The following is a 16,223-nucleotide window of genomic DNA, read 5'->3' as shown; positions in this document are numbered from 1 at the left end:
AACTATGCTGGAGCCAGAAGTTTTCTCGGTTCATAATCCTTTACAACATCGGCAATGGCCTTGATATGTTCTGGAGTGGTGCCGCAGCATCCTCCAACAATGTTCACTAATCCTTTTTCTGCATATTCTTTAATCTGTACAGCCATTTGCTCAGGTGTTTCGTCATACTCGCCAAAGGCGTTGGGCAGTCCCGCATTAGGGTGAGCGGAAACTGCAAATTGCGACTTTGCTGAAACCACTTCCAAATGGGGCACCAGTTGTTTGGCTCCCAAAGCGCAATTAAAGCCTACGGATAAAATCGGGATGTGGGAAATGGAAATCAAAAAGGCTTCGGCGGTCTGTCCGGACAATGTTCTTCCCGAAGCGTCTGTAATGGTACCGCTGACCATTACGGGCACTTTGATATTGCGTTCATCTTTCACCTCTTCAATAGCGAAAAGCGCTGCTTTGGCATTAAGCGTGTCAAATATGGTCTCCACCAATAAAATATCGGCACCACCATCGAGCAGGGCCTCCACTTGCTGTTTGTAGGCGACACGCAGTTCGTCAAATGTAATGGCACGGAAACCTGGGTCGTTAACATCCGGAGACATACTGGCGGTCTTATTGGTCGGACCAATACTACCGGCCACAAACCTTGGTTTGCTCGGATTCTTTTGTGTGAATTCTTCGGCTACTTGCTTTGCAATCTTCGCTGATTCGTAATTCAGTTCATACACCAATTCTTCCATGCCGTAGTCTGCCATGGCTATGGTAGTACCAGAAAAGGTGTTGGTTTCGATGATATCCGCTCCGGCTTCCAAAAACTTCCGATGGACTTCTTTTACGGCCTCGGGTTGTGTTATGGACAACAAATCGTTGTTCCCTTGCAGGTCACTTGGCCAATCCTTGAATCGTTCCCCCCTAAAATCCTCTTCCTTGAATTTATAGCGCTGCAGCATGGTGCCCATAGCCCCATCCAGCACTAAAATCCGCTTCTTCAATATGTCCTCAATTTTTTCCATAGTATAATTTCCCTTCAAAAAAGGATGTAGCGAGATCAAGAAAGGTGTGTGGATACGGTACTGTATTCGTTCGTTATCCTTCCCCTTACAGGTTAAACTTCCTAAAGGTCTTGAAAAAATTCAAGACAAGGGTAGAATGTAGCACCTTCTCGAAGTCGAGGGTTGCTAAGGCTTCACAGGGTCCAATCCCTCCACCTTTCTTGATAACACTTTCAATTTATAAATGAACTGAACTGCAAAGAAACGGCACTCCTTAGTCAAAAGCAAAAAAAGCCCCTGAATTTTTAGAAATCCAACAATAAAAAATGGATTGATCGCTCAGTCAATTTTTAGTTTGATCATGTGATGTTTTTTAAATCATGATACCACCCGATACTTCGATACGCTGTGCATTGATCCATTTGGCATCTTCCGTGCACAGGAAAGCGACCACACCTCCGATATCATCAGGCTCACCGACCCTTCCCAGTGCCGTGAAATTGGTTACTGCTTTCCGCTTGGCCTCATTGGTCTTGTTCTCTCCTCCTCCAAAATCGGTTGCCACAGCACCTGGTGCGACCACGTTAGCCCTTATTTTTCTATCGGCCAGCTCCTTGGCCAAATATCTAGTGAACACTTCCACCCCTCCCTTCATGGCTCCATAGGCCGACGAATTTGGAAGGCTGAACCTTGCCAATCCCGAAGATATATTGATGATTCTAGCTTCATCATTAAGGTACGGAAGTGATTTTTGTGTGAGGAAGTAAACACCTTTTAAATGAATGTTCATCATCTCGTCAAATTGTTCTTCGGTAGTCGAAACAAACGGTTCATAGATTCCGGTTCCGGCATTATTGACAAGAAAGTCGATTTTGGAAGTTCCCATCCCTTCTTTGAGACCCTTTGCCAATCGCTCATAAAAAGCTTCAAAAGTTGTAATGTTCGATGTATCCAGTTGTAGGGCCAATGCCTTTTGTCCCAATTTTTGGATATTCGCCACCACATCTTCAGCCAGGTCTTTGTTGGTATGGTAAGTAAGGACCACATCTATTCCCTTTTTTGCGATTTTTAAGGCCATATCTTCTCCCAGACCACGGCTACCTCCTGTGATCAAGGCAATCTTAGTTGTTGTCATTTCCAAATATTTTGATTTGAAACAAATGTAAGGGTTAGTATCGCTTTTTTAAGGTTTAGGACGATAATTCCCAAATCAAAAAACACCCTCCAAAATTACTTCTGGAAGGTGTCTCAGCTTCTAAAAACAACTCATATTAATTGATGCTCTGCACGACTTCTTTTTTTGCCTCTTTCTTGGAACCATCAAATCCCTGCACACCTCCAACGGTGGTATACTTCATTACAAACCGTTTATCCGGGTTGATGATTTGATAGGCATACTGGCACATTACGGCCGCCTCGTGGAATCCGGACAGAATCAACTTTAGTTTACCTGGGTAGGTGTTGACATCACCAATGGCAAACACCCCTGGAAGATTAGTCTGGTAATCCTTGGCATTGTTTACCTTGATGGCGTTTTTCTCGATTTCCAAGCCCCAATTACCCAGTGGCCCCAATTTCGGAGACAATCCGAACAAAGGAATAAAGTAATCGGTCTCCACATAGGTGGATTCCTTTTCCTCATCATTATACTTGATGACCACGGCTTGTAGATCTTTTTTACCGTGTATTTCCTTTACTTCGGCTTTGGTGTACAATTGAATCTTACCCAGCTTGGCCAGTTCACGTGCCTTTTCAACAGAATCCAGGGCACCACGGAACTCATTTCTACGGTGCACCAAAGAAACTTCGGAAGCCACATCGGCCAAAAAGATTGCCCAGTCCAACGCCGAATCGCCTCCGCCAGAGATCACCACTTTCTTATCGCGGAACTGTTCCGGGTCTTTGATCATATATTCCACCCCCTTGCTTTCAAAGAGACCGATATTGGGAATCATGGGTTTTCTTGGTTCAAAAGAACCGAGTCCACCTGCAATGACCACTACAGGGGCATGATGCTGTGTTCCCTTATTGGTGGTCACGATATAGTACCCGTCTTCTTGTTTATCCAAAGTTTCGGCACGTTCCCCCAAGGTGAATCCTGGTTCAAACGGCTTGATCTGCTCCATAAGGTTATCAACCAAAGTACCAGCCAAAATTTCCGGGTACGCGGGAATATCGTAAATGGGTTTCTTTGGATATATTTCTGAACATTGTCCTCCAGGCTGTGGCAAAGCATCAATTAAATGACACTTGAGTTTGAGTAATCCCGCTTCAAAAACGGTGAACAATCCTGTTGGGCCTGCTCCGATTATAATGATGTCTGTTTTTATCATAATTCTCCTTTTAATTGCTCTCGACTATGCTCGAGCTGACATTTTTGATTAAACTTTCTCTAGCAATTCTTTTCCCTGATTTTGATATTTCTTTTGAACATCCAAGAGTTGTTGGCGATGGTTCACCACCTCTCCTATGATTATTATGGCAGGATTGGATAGCTGCTGCTCCCTTGCCTTGTCCTCAATAGAAGCAACAGTGCCAACTCCAATCTTTTCGTAATCGGTTGTGCCATTTTGAATGATGGCCACTGGTGTATCTTCTTTCCCTTCTTTCTTGAAAAGTTCCATAATTTCTCCAAGCTTGGACATCCCCATAAGAATGATTACTGTTGCGCTGGATTTTGCGGCCAATGCCACATCGGTTGAAAGCTTGTGTTCCTTGGTTGTTCCTGTAATCACCCAAAAACTTTCGGCAGCACCTCTTTTGGTCACCGGAATGTTTTGTGATGCTGGTACCGATACCGAGGATGAAATCCCTGGCACTACGGCCACTTCCACTCCGGATGCTGCGGCATATTCCATCTCTTCCGCTCCTCTTCCAAATACAAAAGGATCTCCGCCCTTCAATCTCACTACCTGTAATCCCTGTTGGGCTCGTTCAACAATCAAATCATTGATTTGATTTTGCTGATAGGAATAGCACCCCTTGCGTTTGCCGACAAATATTTTCTCCGCTTCCGGCGCATATTCCAATAGCTCTGGAGACACCAAAGCATCATACAGAACAACATCTGCATTTTGTAGGGTTTTGATTCCTTTTAGGGTTATCAAATCCACATCGCCGGGGCCTGCCCCCACAACTGTCAATTTTCCTCTATGCATGTTCCAACTCTAACTTTCTGAACGTTTCCAACCGTTCCAAAACGGTTTTGGCATCTTTCAAATAGCTTTTGGCAAAAGCTTCGGATGGTTCGTTCTTGTTTAATTGAAGGGCCACTTCTCCAAACCCGCCCTCAAAGGCTATTTTTCCTTCTTCCACATACAGCTTATCAAAATCCTTGATGATGCTTGCATGGGTATTGGTCTTTACTTTTTCAGCGGTCAGTAATGCTTTGGCTGAATTCACAATGGATTGATAGGAATAATAGATACTTGCCGCCCATTTTCCTTCTTTGATGGCCTCTTCGGCATTTTCTATCTTCTCTTGGCTTTCAAAGAACAATGTGGCCACTAAATCCACAATGACCCCTGCACATTCGCCAATACCTATCTCTTTTTTATACTTTTCCTCGTTGCCCCAGTCAATAAAATCGTCTTGGGTCAAATTATCCACATCGGTCAAAGGTTTAAGGAAGTCGTAGAAATAATGTTGTCCTTTTTCCTCGTAATAATCGGTAAAGGATGCTCCATTTCCGTTCGCTTCAAAATCGTCCAAAATAAGGCGCAATGCCTGTGGACCTCTTTTACTTGGAATCTTAGCTACTTTATCTGCAAATCTTGCTCGTCCGTCACCATAATTTCCACCTCCCAACAATACTTGAAGAGCGGGGGCCACCAACTTATCCTTCGTTCTTACCGACATTCCCTGAAAGCCGATATGCGCCATATTATGTTGACCACAAGCGTTCATGCAGCCACTGATCTTAATAACAACGTCTGGATTATTGATATACTGTGGGTATTCCGCCTTGATAACCCTTTCCAACTCATCTGCAATTCCTGTACTACTGGCAATACCAAGATTACAAGTGTCGGTTCCCGGACAGGCAGTAATGTCCAAAGCCTTGTTATAACCTGCTTCGGCAAAGCCCAGTTTTTTGAGTTCCTTATAAAAGAAAGGAACCAGTTTCTCCTTAACATAGGGTATCAATATGTTTTGCCTAAGTGACAAACGAATTTCACCTGCAGCATAATCTTGTACCAATTTGGCCAATTCACGAGCTTTATCCGTGTAGAAATCCCCTAATAGTACTTTGATTCCGATAGCCACATAGCCTTCTTGCTTTTGAGGCACCAAGTTGGTCGACTTCCAATGACTAAAAGCTTCTTGGTCTTCGATTGAAATCTCTGGAATTTCAACCTCGGCCACTTTAACTTTTGGGTAGTCTTCGAAATTGATGGGATAGGTTTGGTGGGGAACAGCTGTTTGTTCTTCTTCCAATAATTGTTTAAATCCATCCAACCCGATATCCTTCAGCAAAAATTTCATTCTGGCCTTGGCCCTACTCTTACGCTCCCCGTATCTATCGAATACACGGATTACACGTTCCATTAATGGAATAATTTTATCTGTGGGCAAAAAACTATAAAGCTCATCGGCGTGGCGCGGTTGTGAACCAAGACCACCGGCCAACATCACTTTAAATCCTCTTTCACCATTCTTTTCTTTGGCTATAAAACCAAGATCGTGCATGTAGGAAAGTCCTGTATCAGCATCACTCGCGGAGAACGAAACCTTGAACTTTCTTCCCATTTCCTGTCCGATCGGATTTCGTAGGAAATATTCGAAGACCGCTTGTGCATAAGGAGACACATCAAATGGTTCGTCCACATCGATTCCTGCAGTTTCGCTAGCGGTTACATTTCGAACGGTGTTCCCACAGGCTTCGCGAAGGGTTACCTCGTCCTTTTCGAGCTGTGCCCACAGCTCAGGTGTACGTTCCAAATCAACATAATGAATCTGGATATCCTGACGTGTGGTGATATGCAATCGTCCCCTGGAATATTCATCGGAAACATCGGCGATTCGAAGCAATTGATTGGAGGTGACCTTTCCATAGGGCAATTTAATACGAATCATCTGCACGCCCTGTTGACGCTGTCCGTAAACTCCACGCGCCAATCGTAGACTTCGGAATTTTTCCTCTTCTATATTTCCACCTTTGAACTGGCGGATTTTTTTCTCCAATTCAATGATGTCCTTTTCTACAACTGGGTTTTCTATTTCTGTTCTAAAACTTTGCATAATCTAGTTTTCCTATCGTTTTTATAGATAAATAATAAAATAAATCATCTTAAGTTATTTCATCCATCTACTTCATTTATCTATTGAAGATGAATGCCACACTCTCTGCTTTCTAAAGCTTTTACAGGATCAAAATATGTGCTGTTCTTAGGCAAATTATGTTCTTCCAAATAGCCATCCAAGTCTTCATCTGTCCAATAATAAAAAGGGCTGATTTTAAGAATACCGTCTTTACTATAACTCAAAATATCCTTTGAACTTCTTAATTCCGTTTGTCGTATTCTAATGTTGGAAAACCAAATATCCGGTTTAAAATCCACCAAAGCTCTGCGGAAGGGCTCAAGTTTAACAATCTCAGAAAATTCGGCATGTTCGGGCTGGTCTACTGAAGGAAAGCCTAAACGATGTTCTGTAAAGGCCCTTGTTTCTTTAGGGACGTAGGTGTTAAGATTAAGATTGAGCAAATTTGTCAAATATGCAGCATGCTCATAGGTTTCTGGCAAATTATAACCCGTATCACACCAAACCACATTGATATCAGGGTCTTCCATACTGAATGTATTCAGAAGCACCGCAGAGTATTTACCAAAGCTTGTTGTTACTATTCTTCTGTTTGACAATTGCAATGCCCAACTGATAATCTCTTCAGGGGGTATCCCTCTAAATTGCTTATTGTAATATTCCAAATCAATATTGAACGCCATAAAATATATAATCTATAGTTTTACTAGAGTTTTCAAAAATAAAATTAATTTTAGAACAAAAAGTAAAATAAACTTTAAACTTACTTTTATCCTATAGTTTTAGTAGATTAATAAAAAAATCCATTGCATTTTAAAATTTTGATAAAGATATAAGTCTGTTTAAACAAAAATCAAATAGAGAATTAGTAGTAAAAGAGCAAATAATAGAAAACCAACTATTCCATTCCAAAAATCATTATTTGTATTGGCGATATGATTTTTTGGTTTTTCCTTTAAGAATGAATCAAAATCTCTTTTCTTTTTTTCAAACAATAAGCTGACAAACTTGAAGAACAGATAACGGACATAGGCTCCTGAAATTTCCAAAAAAGCAGTAAACATTTTTAAATCCTTTAAGAATTAAGAGTGTCAGAGCAAATCGGCCAGTGTGTTGTTTCGGTACACCTCTAGAGCACTGTCCCTTACTTGAAGCATCAGTTTATGAACAGAGCACTCCTCTTCATCCGGGCAGTCATCACATTTTTCGTAGAAATTAAGACTAACGCAGGGCACCATGGCAATAGGACCTTCCAAAATGCGCATTACAGTAGTCATTAGAATGTCTTCGGGTTCCTTTATAAGGTAATATCCTCCACCTTTTCCTTTTTTGGATCCCAAAAGACCATTTCTTCGAAGGGTGAGCAAAATACTTTCCAAAAACTTCTGGGATATATTCTCATGCTTAGCTATTTCAGCAATTTGAATGGGTTCCCTATCCCTTACTTTGGCAAGAAATGTAAGTGCCTTTAAACCGTATTTTGTCTTCTTTGAGAGCATCATACGAATATAGGGAAAATTAACAATCTACCCCTCAAATCTAGAGGCTATAAACATTATTCCAAAGCCTGTTCAATATCCGCGATAATGTCGTCAATATGCTCCAAACCAACAGACACCCGCACCATACCATCGGAAATGCCAACGGCATTGCGTTCCTCTGTTGTCAGTTTGCTGTGGGTAGTAGAGGCAGGATGTGTCACGATACTTCGGGCATCCCCCAAATTGGCGGATAAAGACAATAGTTGAATACTATCAAAAAATTCGCGACCTGCTTCCAGACCCCCTTTTACCCCAAAGGCAACCACACAGCCACCTGCTTTCATCTGCTTTTTGGCAATTTCATGTTTCGGGTGTGATTTTAAGAATGGGTATTTCACCCACTCAATTTTATCGTGACCTTCAAGGTAGGTCGCCAACTTCAAGGCGTTTTCACAATGCCTATCCACTCGAATGGCCAAAGTTTCCAAACTTCTGGACAATACCCAAGCATTGAAGGGCGACAATGCGGGCCCGGTAATCCGCGAAAAACGATATACTTTATCCATTAATTCGCCACTACCTACCGTGATTCCCGCCAAAACCCGGCCTTGTCCGTCCATTAACTTGGTTCCCGAGTGAATAACCAAGTCCGCACCAAATTTTATGGGCTGTTGCAAATAAGGTGTCGCAAAGCAGTTATCGACCACAAAAATAAGGTCATGCTTTTTGGCAATGTTTGCCAACACCTCCAAATCCAACACGTCTACCCCTGGATTGGTCGGGGTTTCCGCATAAAGTATTTTAGTATTTGGCTGTATTAACCCTTCAATTGTTGATAGATCATTAGCATCGAAATAACTGGTTTCGATATTCCATTTTGGAAAAAACTGTGTGAACAAGGTATGTGTAGATCCAAAAATACTTTTAGATGAAACCACATGGTCACCAGCATCGAGCAAAGCGGCCAAAGTTGAAAAAACAGCAGCCATACCCGAGGCATAGGCAAAACCATTCTCCGCACCTTCCATCTTACATACTTTTTCTATGAGTTCGTTCGAATTGGGGTTGGAATATCTGGAATAGATATTACGTTGTTTCTCTTCCGCAAAGGATGCACGCATGTCCTCTGCATCTTCAAAAACAAAGCTTGAAGTCATGTAAATGGGGCTGGAATGCTCCAAATTTTGACTACGTTCCATTTGCGTTCTTATTGCCTGTGTCTCGAATTGTTTGTCTTTCTTGCTCATATCTTCTCTGCTATTCTTAAAATGTCACCAAATACACCTCTCGCCGTTACGGCGGCTCCTGCACCAGCTCCTTGAATCACCAAAGGATGCTCCCCGTAGGATTCCGTATAAATCTCAATAATGGAATCGGACCCTTTTACCTGTCCCAAAGCACTTTCTTTGGGCACCGAAATCAGTTTTACCTCCAAAATTCCTTTATCCTGCTGCAAATCTCCATGCAAGTCACCTACATAGCGCAGCACGTGACCAGACTCTTGCTTCTCTTTGATATCCTTGAAAATATTATCCATTTCCTCAATTCGCTCCATGAACTTTTCAAAATCCAAGGTTTGCAACTCTCCAGGAATCAGGTTTTGGACATCAATATCAGAAAATTCGTTCTGAAGATCCAATTCCCTGGCCAAGATCAACAACTTCCTCCCTACATCGTTACCAGACAGATCTTCTCTTGGGTCGGGTTCGGTAAAGCCCCTTCCCATCGCTTCCTTTACAATTTCTGAAAAAGAAACCTCTTTCTCCGAAAAGGTATTGAAAATATAGCTCAGCGACCCTGAAAACACTCCTTTGATTCGGGTAATGTTCTCCCCCGAAAGATGTAACAATTTGATAGTGTCAATAAGTGGAAGGCCTGCCCCCACATTGGTTTCGTAGAGATATTGTTTTTGATTTTTATCCAAAAGTTTTCGAACCGATCTGTATTTCTCAAAACTCAACGTATTTGCAATTTTGTTTGATGAAACCAAATCAAAACCATGCTCGATCAGTGTTTCGTATTGTTCTACAAATGTTTTGCTCGCCGTATTGTCCACCGCAATCAAATTTTCCAGATGGTGTTGTTTGGCAAATGCGGTAATATCTTCAATTTGATAGGGTTGGCCCTCTTTTTCCAAACGCTCTTTCCAATCAGAACCAACTCCCGAAGCATCCAGAAGTACTTTTCTTGAGTTTGCAACCGCAAACACTTTTAAATCGATACTTTTTCGTTCTTCAATGCTTTTTTCCGAGTCCAAAATCTGACTGATCAAGGTACCTCCCACATTACCGTGACCGAACAATGCCAAGTTGATTTTTTTGGCAATCCCGAAGATTTGCCCATGAATCACATTTATGGCTTTGTGCAGATCGGATTTTTTTACCACCATACTCACGTTCTTCCCCGTAACCGTGTTGTTAAAAAGCAATGGAATAACCTGATTCTTGGCTAAAGCATTGAACGGTTTGTGAAAGCTGCTCAAGTCCATTCCCACAATGGATATGACCGAAACATCTTTCACCACAGTAATTTGGTTAATATCTTGAGAGGAGTAATCGGTCTCGAATTCTTGATCGAGTACTTTTTTGGCCTTATCCGCTTCAGATTCATCCACAACCAAACCGATACCTCGCTCGGATGAACCTTGAGAAACAATACCTACGCTGATACCGTTTTGACCAAGGGCTCTAAAAATTCGCATATCCACACCAACTTTACCTAGCAATCCCCTACCCTCCAAATTGATCAGGGCCATATTATCCAGTACCGATAACGACTTTATTCCACCATTGTTGGTTTTTGGACCAATCAAGGTTCCTTCACTTTCATCGTTGAAGGTGTTGCAAATACGTAGCGGAATATTTTTCTCTATCAAAGGGATTATGGTCTTCGCGTGCAAAATATTTGCTCCAAAATTGGCCAACTCGTTAGCCTCACTGTACGATATCACATCTATTACCTTGGCATCTTTCACTAGATCAGGATTGGCGGTAAAAATACCATCTACATGGGTGTAATTGATCAACTCGCCAGCATCCAAAAAGTTGGCCAACAAGGCAGCGGAATAGTTACTTCCATTTCTACCCAAGGTAGTGGTTGTCCCTCCCCGGTTGGAACCAATAAACCCAGTAATTATTGGAATGGTATCCTTTTCCAGTTCATGGAAATACCGAAGCACATTTTCCTTGGATGTGCCTTGATCCACTTCCGCATTACTGAAATTATCATCTGTAGTGATTAATTTTCGAGAATCCAAAAGCTTTGCCTTTAATCCTGATGCGTTAAGGGCGGCCGTTACATATTTAGCTGACAATAGTTCACCAAATGACAAGACCTCATCCTTGGTCTTAAGACTGTAATCACCCGTTAAGGAAACCCCGCTCAATATTTTTTCAATGGCGGCCAGTTCTTCCTCAATATTCAAACCATCAAAATTATTTTTTTGATAGTCCACGAACTTCTTCAAGTCAGCTTTGAAGTCAGCCCCCTTGGCTGCCTTTTCCAATAAATTCTCCAACTGGTCGGTAGCCTTGCCACGAGCAGAGACCACTACTGCAAAGTGCTCTCCTTCTTTAAACCTTTTCTTGATGATGTTCAATACATGGTCAATACCTTCTCCGTTGGCCAAGGATTTTCCTCCGAACTTCAAAATTTTGATTCGTTCGGTATTCTTATGAAAAACAGTCTCCAACAATTTTTCCAATTGTTCAAACTCCATCAAAAAGGCATCATGACCATGCACAGATTGCACCTCACCATAGGTTACGTTGGTGTTGGCCTGTGCCAATCTTTTAAAGGTTTCTTTATTCTCCTCAGCGGTAAAAAACAAATCGGAGTTCACACCTATAATGTGAATTTTGGTATCACTTTCCTGCAATGCCTTGAAGGCTTCTTCCCCATTTCTAGTTATATCGATGGATTTCAGCAGTTGGTTCATCAACTTATACGCCGAAAGCTGAAAACGCTCCTGCAATTTTTTACCGTGGTGCATCAACCAAGATTCCACATTAAAAACCTTGAGTTCCTCGTTGGTACTTCTTTTAAATCTTTCCTTGAACGATTCTGGCGTGCGGTAGCAAAGCATTGCATGCATACGCGCATCGTGTACGGGCTGTTTGGAATTGACCAAAAATTGTTCTTGTATCTGACAGTTGGCAATCAACCAATCTGTCGATTTCCAATCGGATGCGACGGGTATCAAATGCTCCGTAATATTTGGGTCGATAGCAGTCATTTCCCAAGCAATGCCACCTCCCAAAGAACCTCCAATAATGGCAAACAGTTTGTTGATCTCCAATTGCTTCAACCCCCAGAGGAATATTCTAGCTATATCCCCTGCAACAAAATCCTTGTAGTTTTCGATGATAAATCCATCAAAGCCGTTCCCTGGAATATTGAAGGATAAAATGGTATACTTCTCGGTATCGATGCATTTTCCATCCCCGATCAAATCGGACCACCATCCATTTTCCCCTGCCACGTTGGAGTTACCCGTAAGCGCGTGGTTCACCAAAATAATGGGCGCGGTGTGCAAGGGTTTTCCAAAAACTTGATACGACAATTTTATGTCCTGAACGGACCCGCTCAACGTTTTAAAATCCGATATGGCCAAATGCCTTAAATCCATATAAACAACTATAGACCCACAGCGGGTCAAAAATTAATAAATAGTAAAGGTTATAAGAAAGAAGAGGGCAGAAACTACCTGAGATGTTATCTATTCCCAATGGGATAGAACGTAGCACCTTCTTGACAAGCGCCAAGGGTTGCTAAGGCTTCATCGGGTCTATTCCCTCCACCTTTCTTGATAACTAACAATACATTTTTGAACTTCGTGGGACAAATATACTGATGGAAAGGTTGATTTTCCTAATCTTTTGGAAAATTTTCATCAATCGGGTTTCCCCCACGAACTCTCATTTTTTTATTTCAATACCGTAAACTCAATGTTGGAGTCGGTAAAAACGGTATGTGTCTGTGTTTTGAAATCCGACTCGTCCGCCTTAAAGATGTTGTCCACATACGTTTGTGGGTTCAAATCGATAAGTGGGAACCATGTACTCTGGACCTGAATCTGTAATTTGTGCCCTTTTTTAATGGTATGGAACACATCCTGAAGCTTGATGTCCACATCGGTCTTTTGGTTGGGTGTAAATGGTTCAGGATCGGAAAAGCTATTTCTGAATCGACCACGAAGTACTTCACTACGCACCATTAAATGATAGTTGCTCATTTTAAGGTGGTCTTGCATTTCCTCGTTGGTCTCGGCATCAGCTGGGTGTACATCTATTACTTTTACGATCCAATCGGCAGCTGTACCTGTAGTGGCCACTTTTAATTTGGCCATAATATCTCCTGCCAAGGTCAAATCTTCATCCATCGCCTCGGTCTCAAAAACGAGTACATCGGAACGACGTGCCGCAAAACGTTGATCATCCGTCATGTATTTTCTTGGAGTGAAAACGGTCTTCACATCTTCGGAATATGGAACGGGTTTTTTTACGTTACTAACAAACTGAATTCCGGTAATTGCTTTAGGTTCAGAAGTGAGTTCTTGGTCATCGGACAGGTACATCGTCTTCTTCACTGCATTTTCTGGAGGCCAAACATCATATTTTTTCCATTCTTTTTTACCCGTATCAAACACATAGGCTTCGGGCAACCCAGAATCCATATCACCCTCTTCTTTTAGGAAATGGTTGAAGAACTTGGTCTCAATATCCTTCTGGTAGAACAACGAAATGGAATCCCCGAAATAGTAGTTGCCCACTACATTACGTTCTTTGTCCCGTGCCCAACCGCCATGGTCCCAAGGTCCAAATACCATGGTATTGTAGTTGCCTTCATTGTATTTTTCAATGTTTTTATAGGTTTCCAGCGGCCCGTATAGGTCCTCGGCATCAAACCACCCGCCTACGATCATAGTCGCCACACTGCTCTTCACATTTTTTAAATGTTGAATGAGCCCTCTACTCTGCCACATGGCATCATAGTTCGGGTGTTCTTTGAGCTCGTTCCAAAAGTAATCATCGGTCACTCCCTCCGGACGCATGGTCGGGGTATCGGCGGTTTCGTATTCAAAAAAGTGATCTAAATTTTCCAATGGGCCAGCATCCAAAAAGAATTGGTACTGGTCTTCCGTTGGCAAATTGGGTAAAGTATACCAAGCTGTATCAATCGGTGCATCGCCATTGGGACGCGGTGTTCCAAAAAGGGATGTTGCCCTGAAATAACTCAACAAATACGCCCCGTTATGGTGAAAATCATCAAAAAAGAAATCTCCGATACAAGCCTGCGGTGAAGCTGCTTTTAATGCTGGGTGTGCATCTACGGTAGCATAGGTGGCATAATGCCCGGGATAGGAAATACCCCATATTCCAACGTTTCCATTATTGTTTTCCACATTGTTTACCAACCATTCAATGGTATCGTAGGTGTCCGAACTTTCATCTACTTGTTCATCCGAGGTTTTATTGGGAATGTAGGCCCTCATATTTACGTAATGGCCTTCGCTGAGCCATCTCCCACGAACATCTTGGTACACAATGATGTTTCCCTCCTTCATCAAATGTTCGTTCGGACCTATTTTGGTCCTAAAATTCCCTTCTCCATAAGGTCTGGAACTGTAGGGAGTGCGCTGCATAATGATCGGATACTCCTTGGAAGTGTCTTTGGGCGAATAAATAGTAGTGTGCAGTTTTATTCCATCACGCATTTCAATGTCCACCTCTTTTTTGGTGTAGTTGTCGGCCACATAGGTATCGACTTCCTTTACTTCGGTCTTGACGGTTTTTTTACAGCTGACGGTTACCGTCAACATTAAAATACTCAACAACAGGACTCTAACTGAACTTCTCATTTTTACTCTTTTTTGATACGCTAAAGCTACTAAAGTTCATGATAGTATACCAATAAAAAAAGGAGCGAAAAAGCTCCTTTTATATTTCATTTATGTGGTTGTGTCAGAGGCCGAAAGCTTCTTTAACTTGATCAACCATATCCAGTTTCTCCCAGGTAAACAGTTCCACTTCTTTTTCGATTCTTCCATTATAGGGAGATTCAAAAACCTTGGTCACGGTTCTGGGCTCTTTGCCCAAATGACCATAGGCGGCAGTTTCCAAATAAATAGGGTTTCGCAGCTTCAGACGTTCCTCAATGGCAAATGGTCGCATATCGAAGAGTTCGGACGCTTTTTGTGCAATCTCGCCATCTGTCATGTTCACATTGGAAGATTTATAGGTGTCCACAAAAATGGATGTGGGTTCCACTACTCCAATGGCGTAGCTTACCTGTACCAGAATCTCGCCCGCAACTCCTGCAGCCACCAAATTCTTGGCCATGTGCCTCGCTGCATAAGCAGCACTTCGATCTACCTTGCTGGGGTCTTTACCGCTAAAAGCACCTCCTCCGTGAGCGCCTTTACCTCCGTAGGTATCCACCACTATCTTTCTTCCTGTCAGTCCTGCATCCCCATGTGGTCCGCCAATCACGAATTTTCCAGTTGGGTTAATGTGATATTTTATATTGTCCGTGAAGAGTTTTTGAATGCTCTCCGGCAGCAACTTTTTTACTTCTGGAATCAAAATATTGATGACATCGTCCTTGATCTTGGTCAACATCGCCTCATCAGCATCAAATTCGTCGTGCTGAGTAGAAACAACAATGGTATCAATGCGTTGTGGGACATTATCATCGGAATATTCAATAGTTACCTGGGCCTTTGCATCGGGACGCAAATATGGAATTCGGGTCCCCTCTCTTCTCAAATCGGCCAGTACTTCCAAAATCTTGTGTGAGATATCCAATGCCAAGGGCATATAGTTCTCCGTCTCCGTGGTTGCATAGCCAAACATCATTCCTTGGTCGCCCGCACCTTGTTCTTCTTTGGTACCGCGATCGACCCCTTGGTTAATATCCTGTGATTGTTCATGGATCAAAGAGATCACTCCACAGGAATCACCGCTAAACTTATATTCCCCTTTGGTATATCCGATTTTGTTGATGACTTCCCTTGCAATGCTTTGTAAATCCACATAAGTATGGCTTTTCACCTCTCCCGCCAACACTACCTGACCCGTGGTCACCATAGTTTCGCAGGCTACTTTGCTTTCAGGGTCAAAGGCCAAAAAATTATCCAACAAAGCATCACTGATTTGATCCGCAATCTTATCTGGATGTCCCTCACTAACGGATTCTGATGTAAACAAATACGCCATTTCTCTTTTTTAAAATGAAGATTTGACAAATGCGCTAAGAAGTTCCAAACCCTTGGTGAAGAGATGCCGGCGGTAGCTGACAAGAACTGCTTTAGCATTTTTCGTATACCTTTTTAAGGTAACCGAGGTTGCAATCAGTCAAATCTTTCCTCGTTTTGAAGCGCAAAAGTACATATTTGCAACATATTATAAAACTTTGTTCCAAGCTATTATTGGATAGGTCTTTTGAGCCGGTTTTTTTTCAATAAGTGGATATACTTTGTATATTGCGACGATTAGAT

11 protein-coding genes and 2 riboswitches are annotated in these 16,223 nt (G+C 42.2%); all 11 genes read right to left on the bottom strand.

Annotated features, from left to right (window positions below; genetic code table 11):
- Positions 1-2 precede the first annotated feature (2 nt).
- The 11 genes from J0X13_RS13240 to metK all read right to left on the bottom strand — a co-directional run bounded on the left by J0X13_RS13240 (position 3) and on the right by metK (position 15,942).
- Complete coding sequence (locus J0X13_RS13240; RefSeq protein ID WP_207071873.1) at positions 3-1,004, bottom strand: homocysteine S-methyltransferase family protein; 1,002 nt, start codon at positions 1,002-1,004, stop codon at positions 3-5.
- Positions 1,005-1,074: 70 nt separating this feature from the next.
- A riboswitch (SAM riboswitch) is annotated at positions 1,075-1,214 on the bottom strand.
- Positions 1,215-1,356: 142 nt separating this feature from the next.
- Positions 1,357-2,118, bottom strand: a complete 762-nt coding sequence (locus J0X13_RS13235) for an SDR family NAD(P)-dependent oxidoreductase (protein ID WP_207071872.1) — start codon at positions 2,116-2,118, stop codon at positions 1,357-1,359.
- A 136-nt stretch (positions 2,119-2,254) separates the two neighbouring features.
- Positions 2,255-3,316, bottom strand: coding sequence for an NAD(P)/FAD-dependent oxidoreductase (locus tag J0X13_RS13230; RefSeq protein WP_207071871.1), 1,062 nt, complete (start codon positions 3,314-3,316; stop codon positions 2,255-2,257).
- A gap of 48 nt (positions 3,317-3,364) precedes the next feature.
- Positions 3,365-4,141 (bottom strand): uroporphyrinogen-III C-methyltransferase, encoded by a 777-nt coding sequence (cobA, locus tag J0X13_RS13225; RefSeq protein ID WP_207071870.1) that lies wholly within the window; start codon positions 4,139-4,141, stop codon positions 3,365-3,367.
- Entirely contained in the window at positions 4,134-6,224 is a 2,091-nt protein-coding gene (locus tag J0X13_RS13220; protein ID WP_207071869.1) for a ferredoxin-like domain-containing protein, read from the bottom strand. The genes cobA and J0X13_RS13220 overlap by 8 nt, the downstream gene beginning before the upstream one ends.
- Positions 6,225-6,304: 80 nt before the next feature.
- Positions 6,305-6,928, bottom strand: coding sequence for a phosphoadenosine phosphosulfate reductase domain-containing protein (locus tag J0X13_RS13215; protein WP_207029918.1), 624 nt, complete (start codon positions 6,926-6,928; stop codon positions 6,305-6,307).
- 408 nt (positions 6,929-7,336) lie between these two features.
- Positions 7,337-7,744 (bottom strand): RrF2 family transcriptional regulator, encoded by a 408-nt coding sequence (locus J0X13_RS13210; protein ID WP_207072063.1) that lies wholly within the window; start codon positions 7,742-7,744, stop codon positions 7,337-7,339.
- A gap of 56 nt (positions 7,745-7,800) precedes the next feature.
- Positions 7,801-8,973 carry a trans-sulfuration enzyme family protein gene (locus J0X13_RS13205; protein WP_207071868.1) on the bottom strand — a complete coding sequence of 391 codons (1,173 nt, stop codon included), beginning with the start codon at positions 8,971-8,973 and terminating at the stop codon, positions 7,801-7,803.
- Positions 8,970-12,353, bottom strand: a complete 3,384-nt coding sequence (gene thrA, locus J0X13_RS13200) for a bifunctional aspartate kinase/homoserine dehydrogenase I (RefSeq protein ID WP_207071867.1) — start codon at positions 12,351-12,353, stop codon at positions 8,970-8,972. The genes J0X13_RS13205 and thrA overlap by 4 nt, the downstream gene beginning before the upstream one ends.
- Positions 12,354-12,436: 83 nt before the next feature.
- Positions 12,437-12,540, bottom strand: a riboswitch (SAM riboswitch).
- A gap of 110 nt (positions 12,541-12,650) precedes the next feature.
- Complete coding sequence (locus J0X13_RS13195; protein ID WP_207071866.1) at positions 12,651-14,585, bottom strand: CocE/NonD family hydrolase; 1,935 nt, start codon at positions 14,583-14,585, stop codon at positions 12,651-12,653.
- Positions 14,586-14,688: 103 nt separating this feature from the next.
- The gene (gene metK / locus J0X13_RS13190) at positions 14,689-15,942 is read right to left on the bottom strand and encodes a methionine adenosyltransferase (RefSeq protein WP_207071865.1); all 1,254 of its coding nucleotides are present in this window, start codon (positions 15,940-15,942) and stop codon (positions 14,689-14,691) included.
- Positions 15,943-16,223 lie beyond the last annotated feature (281 nt).

It is taken from the genome of [Muricauda] lutisoli (nom. illeg.) (assembly GCF_017313105.1).
Lineage (GTDB): Bacteria > Bacteroidota > Bacteroidia > Flavobacteriales > Flavobacteriaceae > Flagellimonas > Flagellimonas lutisoli.
This window is presented reverse-complemented; position numbering and strand designations above follow the sequence as displayed.

Coding starts and splice junctions, on each gene's coding strand:
- J0X13_RS13205 (WP_207071868.1), bottom strand. CDS start 8,973: ATGAGCAAGAAAGACAAACAATTCGAGACACAGGCAATAAGAACGCAA.
- J0X13_RS13215 (WP_207029918.1), bottom strand. CDS start 6,928: ATGGCGTTCAATATTGATTTGGAATATTACAATAAGCAATTTAGAGGG.
- thrA (WP_207071867.1), bottom strand. CDS start 12,353: ATGGATTTAAGGCATTTGGCCATATCGGATTTTAAAACGTTGAGCGGG.
- J0X13_RS13240 (WP_207071873.1), bottom strand. CDS start 1,004: ATGGAAAAAATTGAGGACATATTGAAGAAGCGGATTTTAGTGCTGGAT.
- J0X13_RS13195 (WP_207071866.1), bottom strand. CDS start 14,585: ATGAGAAGTTCAGTTAGAGTCCTGTTGTTGAGTATTTTAATGTTGACG.
- cobA (WP_207071870.1), bottom strand. CDS start 4,141: ATGCATAGAGGAAAATTGACAGTTGTGGGGGCAGGCCCCGGCGATGTG.
- J0X13_RS13210 (WP_207072063.1), bottom strand. CDS start 7,744: ATGCTCTCAAAGAAGACAAAATACGGTTTAAAGGCACTTACATTTCTT.
- J0X13_RS13235 (WP_207071872.1), bottom strand. CDS start 2,118: ATGACAACAACTAAGATTGCCTTGATCACAGGAGGTAGCCGTGGTCTG.
- J0X13_RS13220 (WP_207071869.1), bottom strand. CDS start 6,224: ATGCAAAGTTTTAGAACAGAAATAGAAAACCCAGTTGTAGAAAAGGAC.
- J0X13_RS13230 (WP_207071871.1), bottom strand. CDS start 3,316: ATGATAAAAACAGACATCATTATAATCGGAGCAGGCCCAACAGGATTG.
- metK (WP_207071865.1), bottom strand. CDS start 15,942: ATGGCGTATTTGTTTACATCAGAATCCGTTAGTGAGGGACATCCAGAT.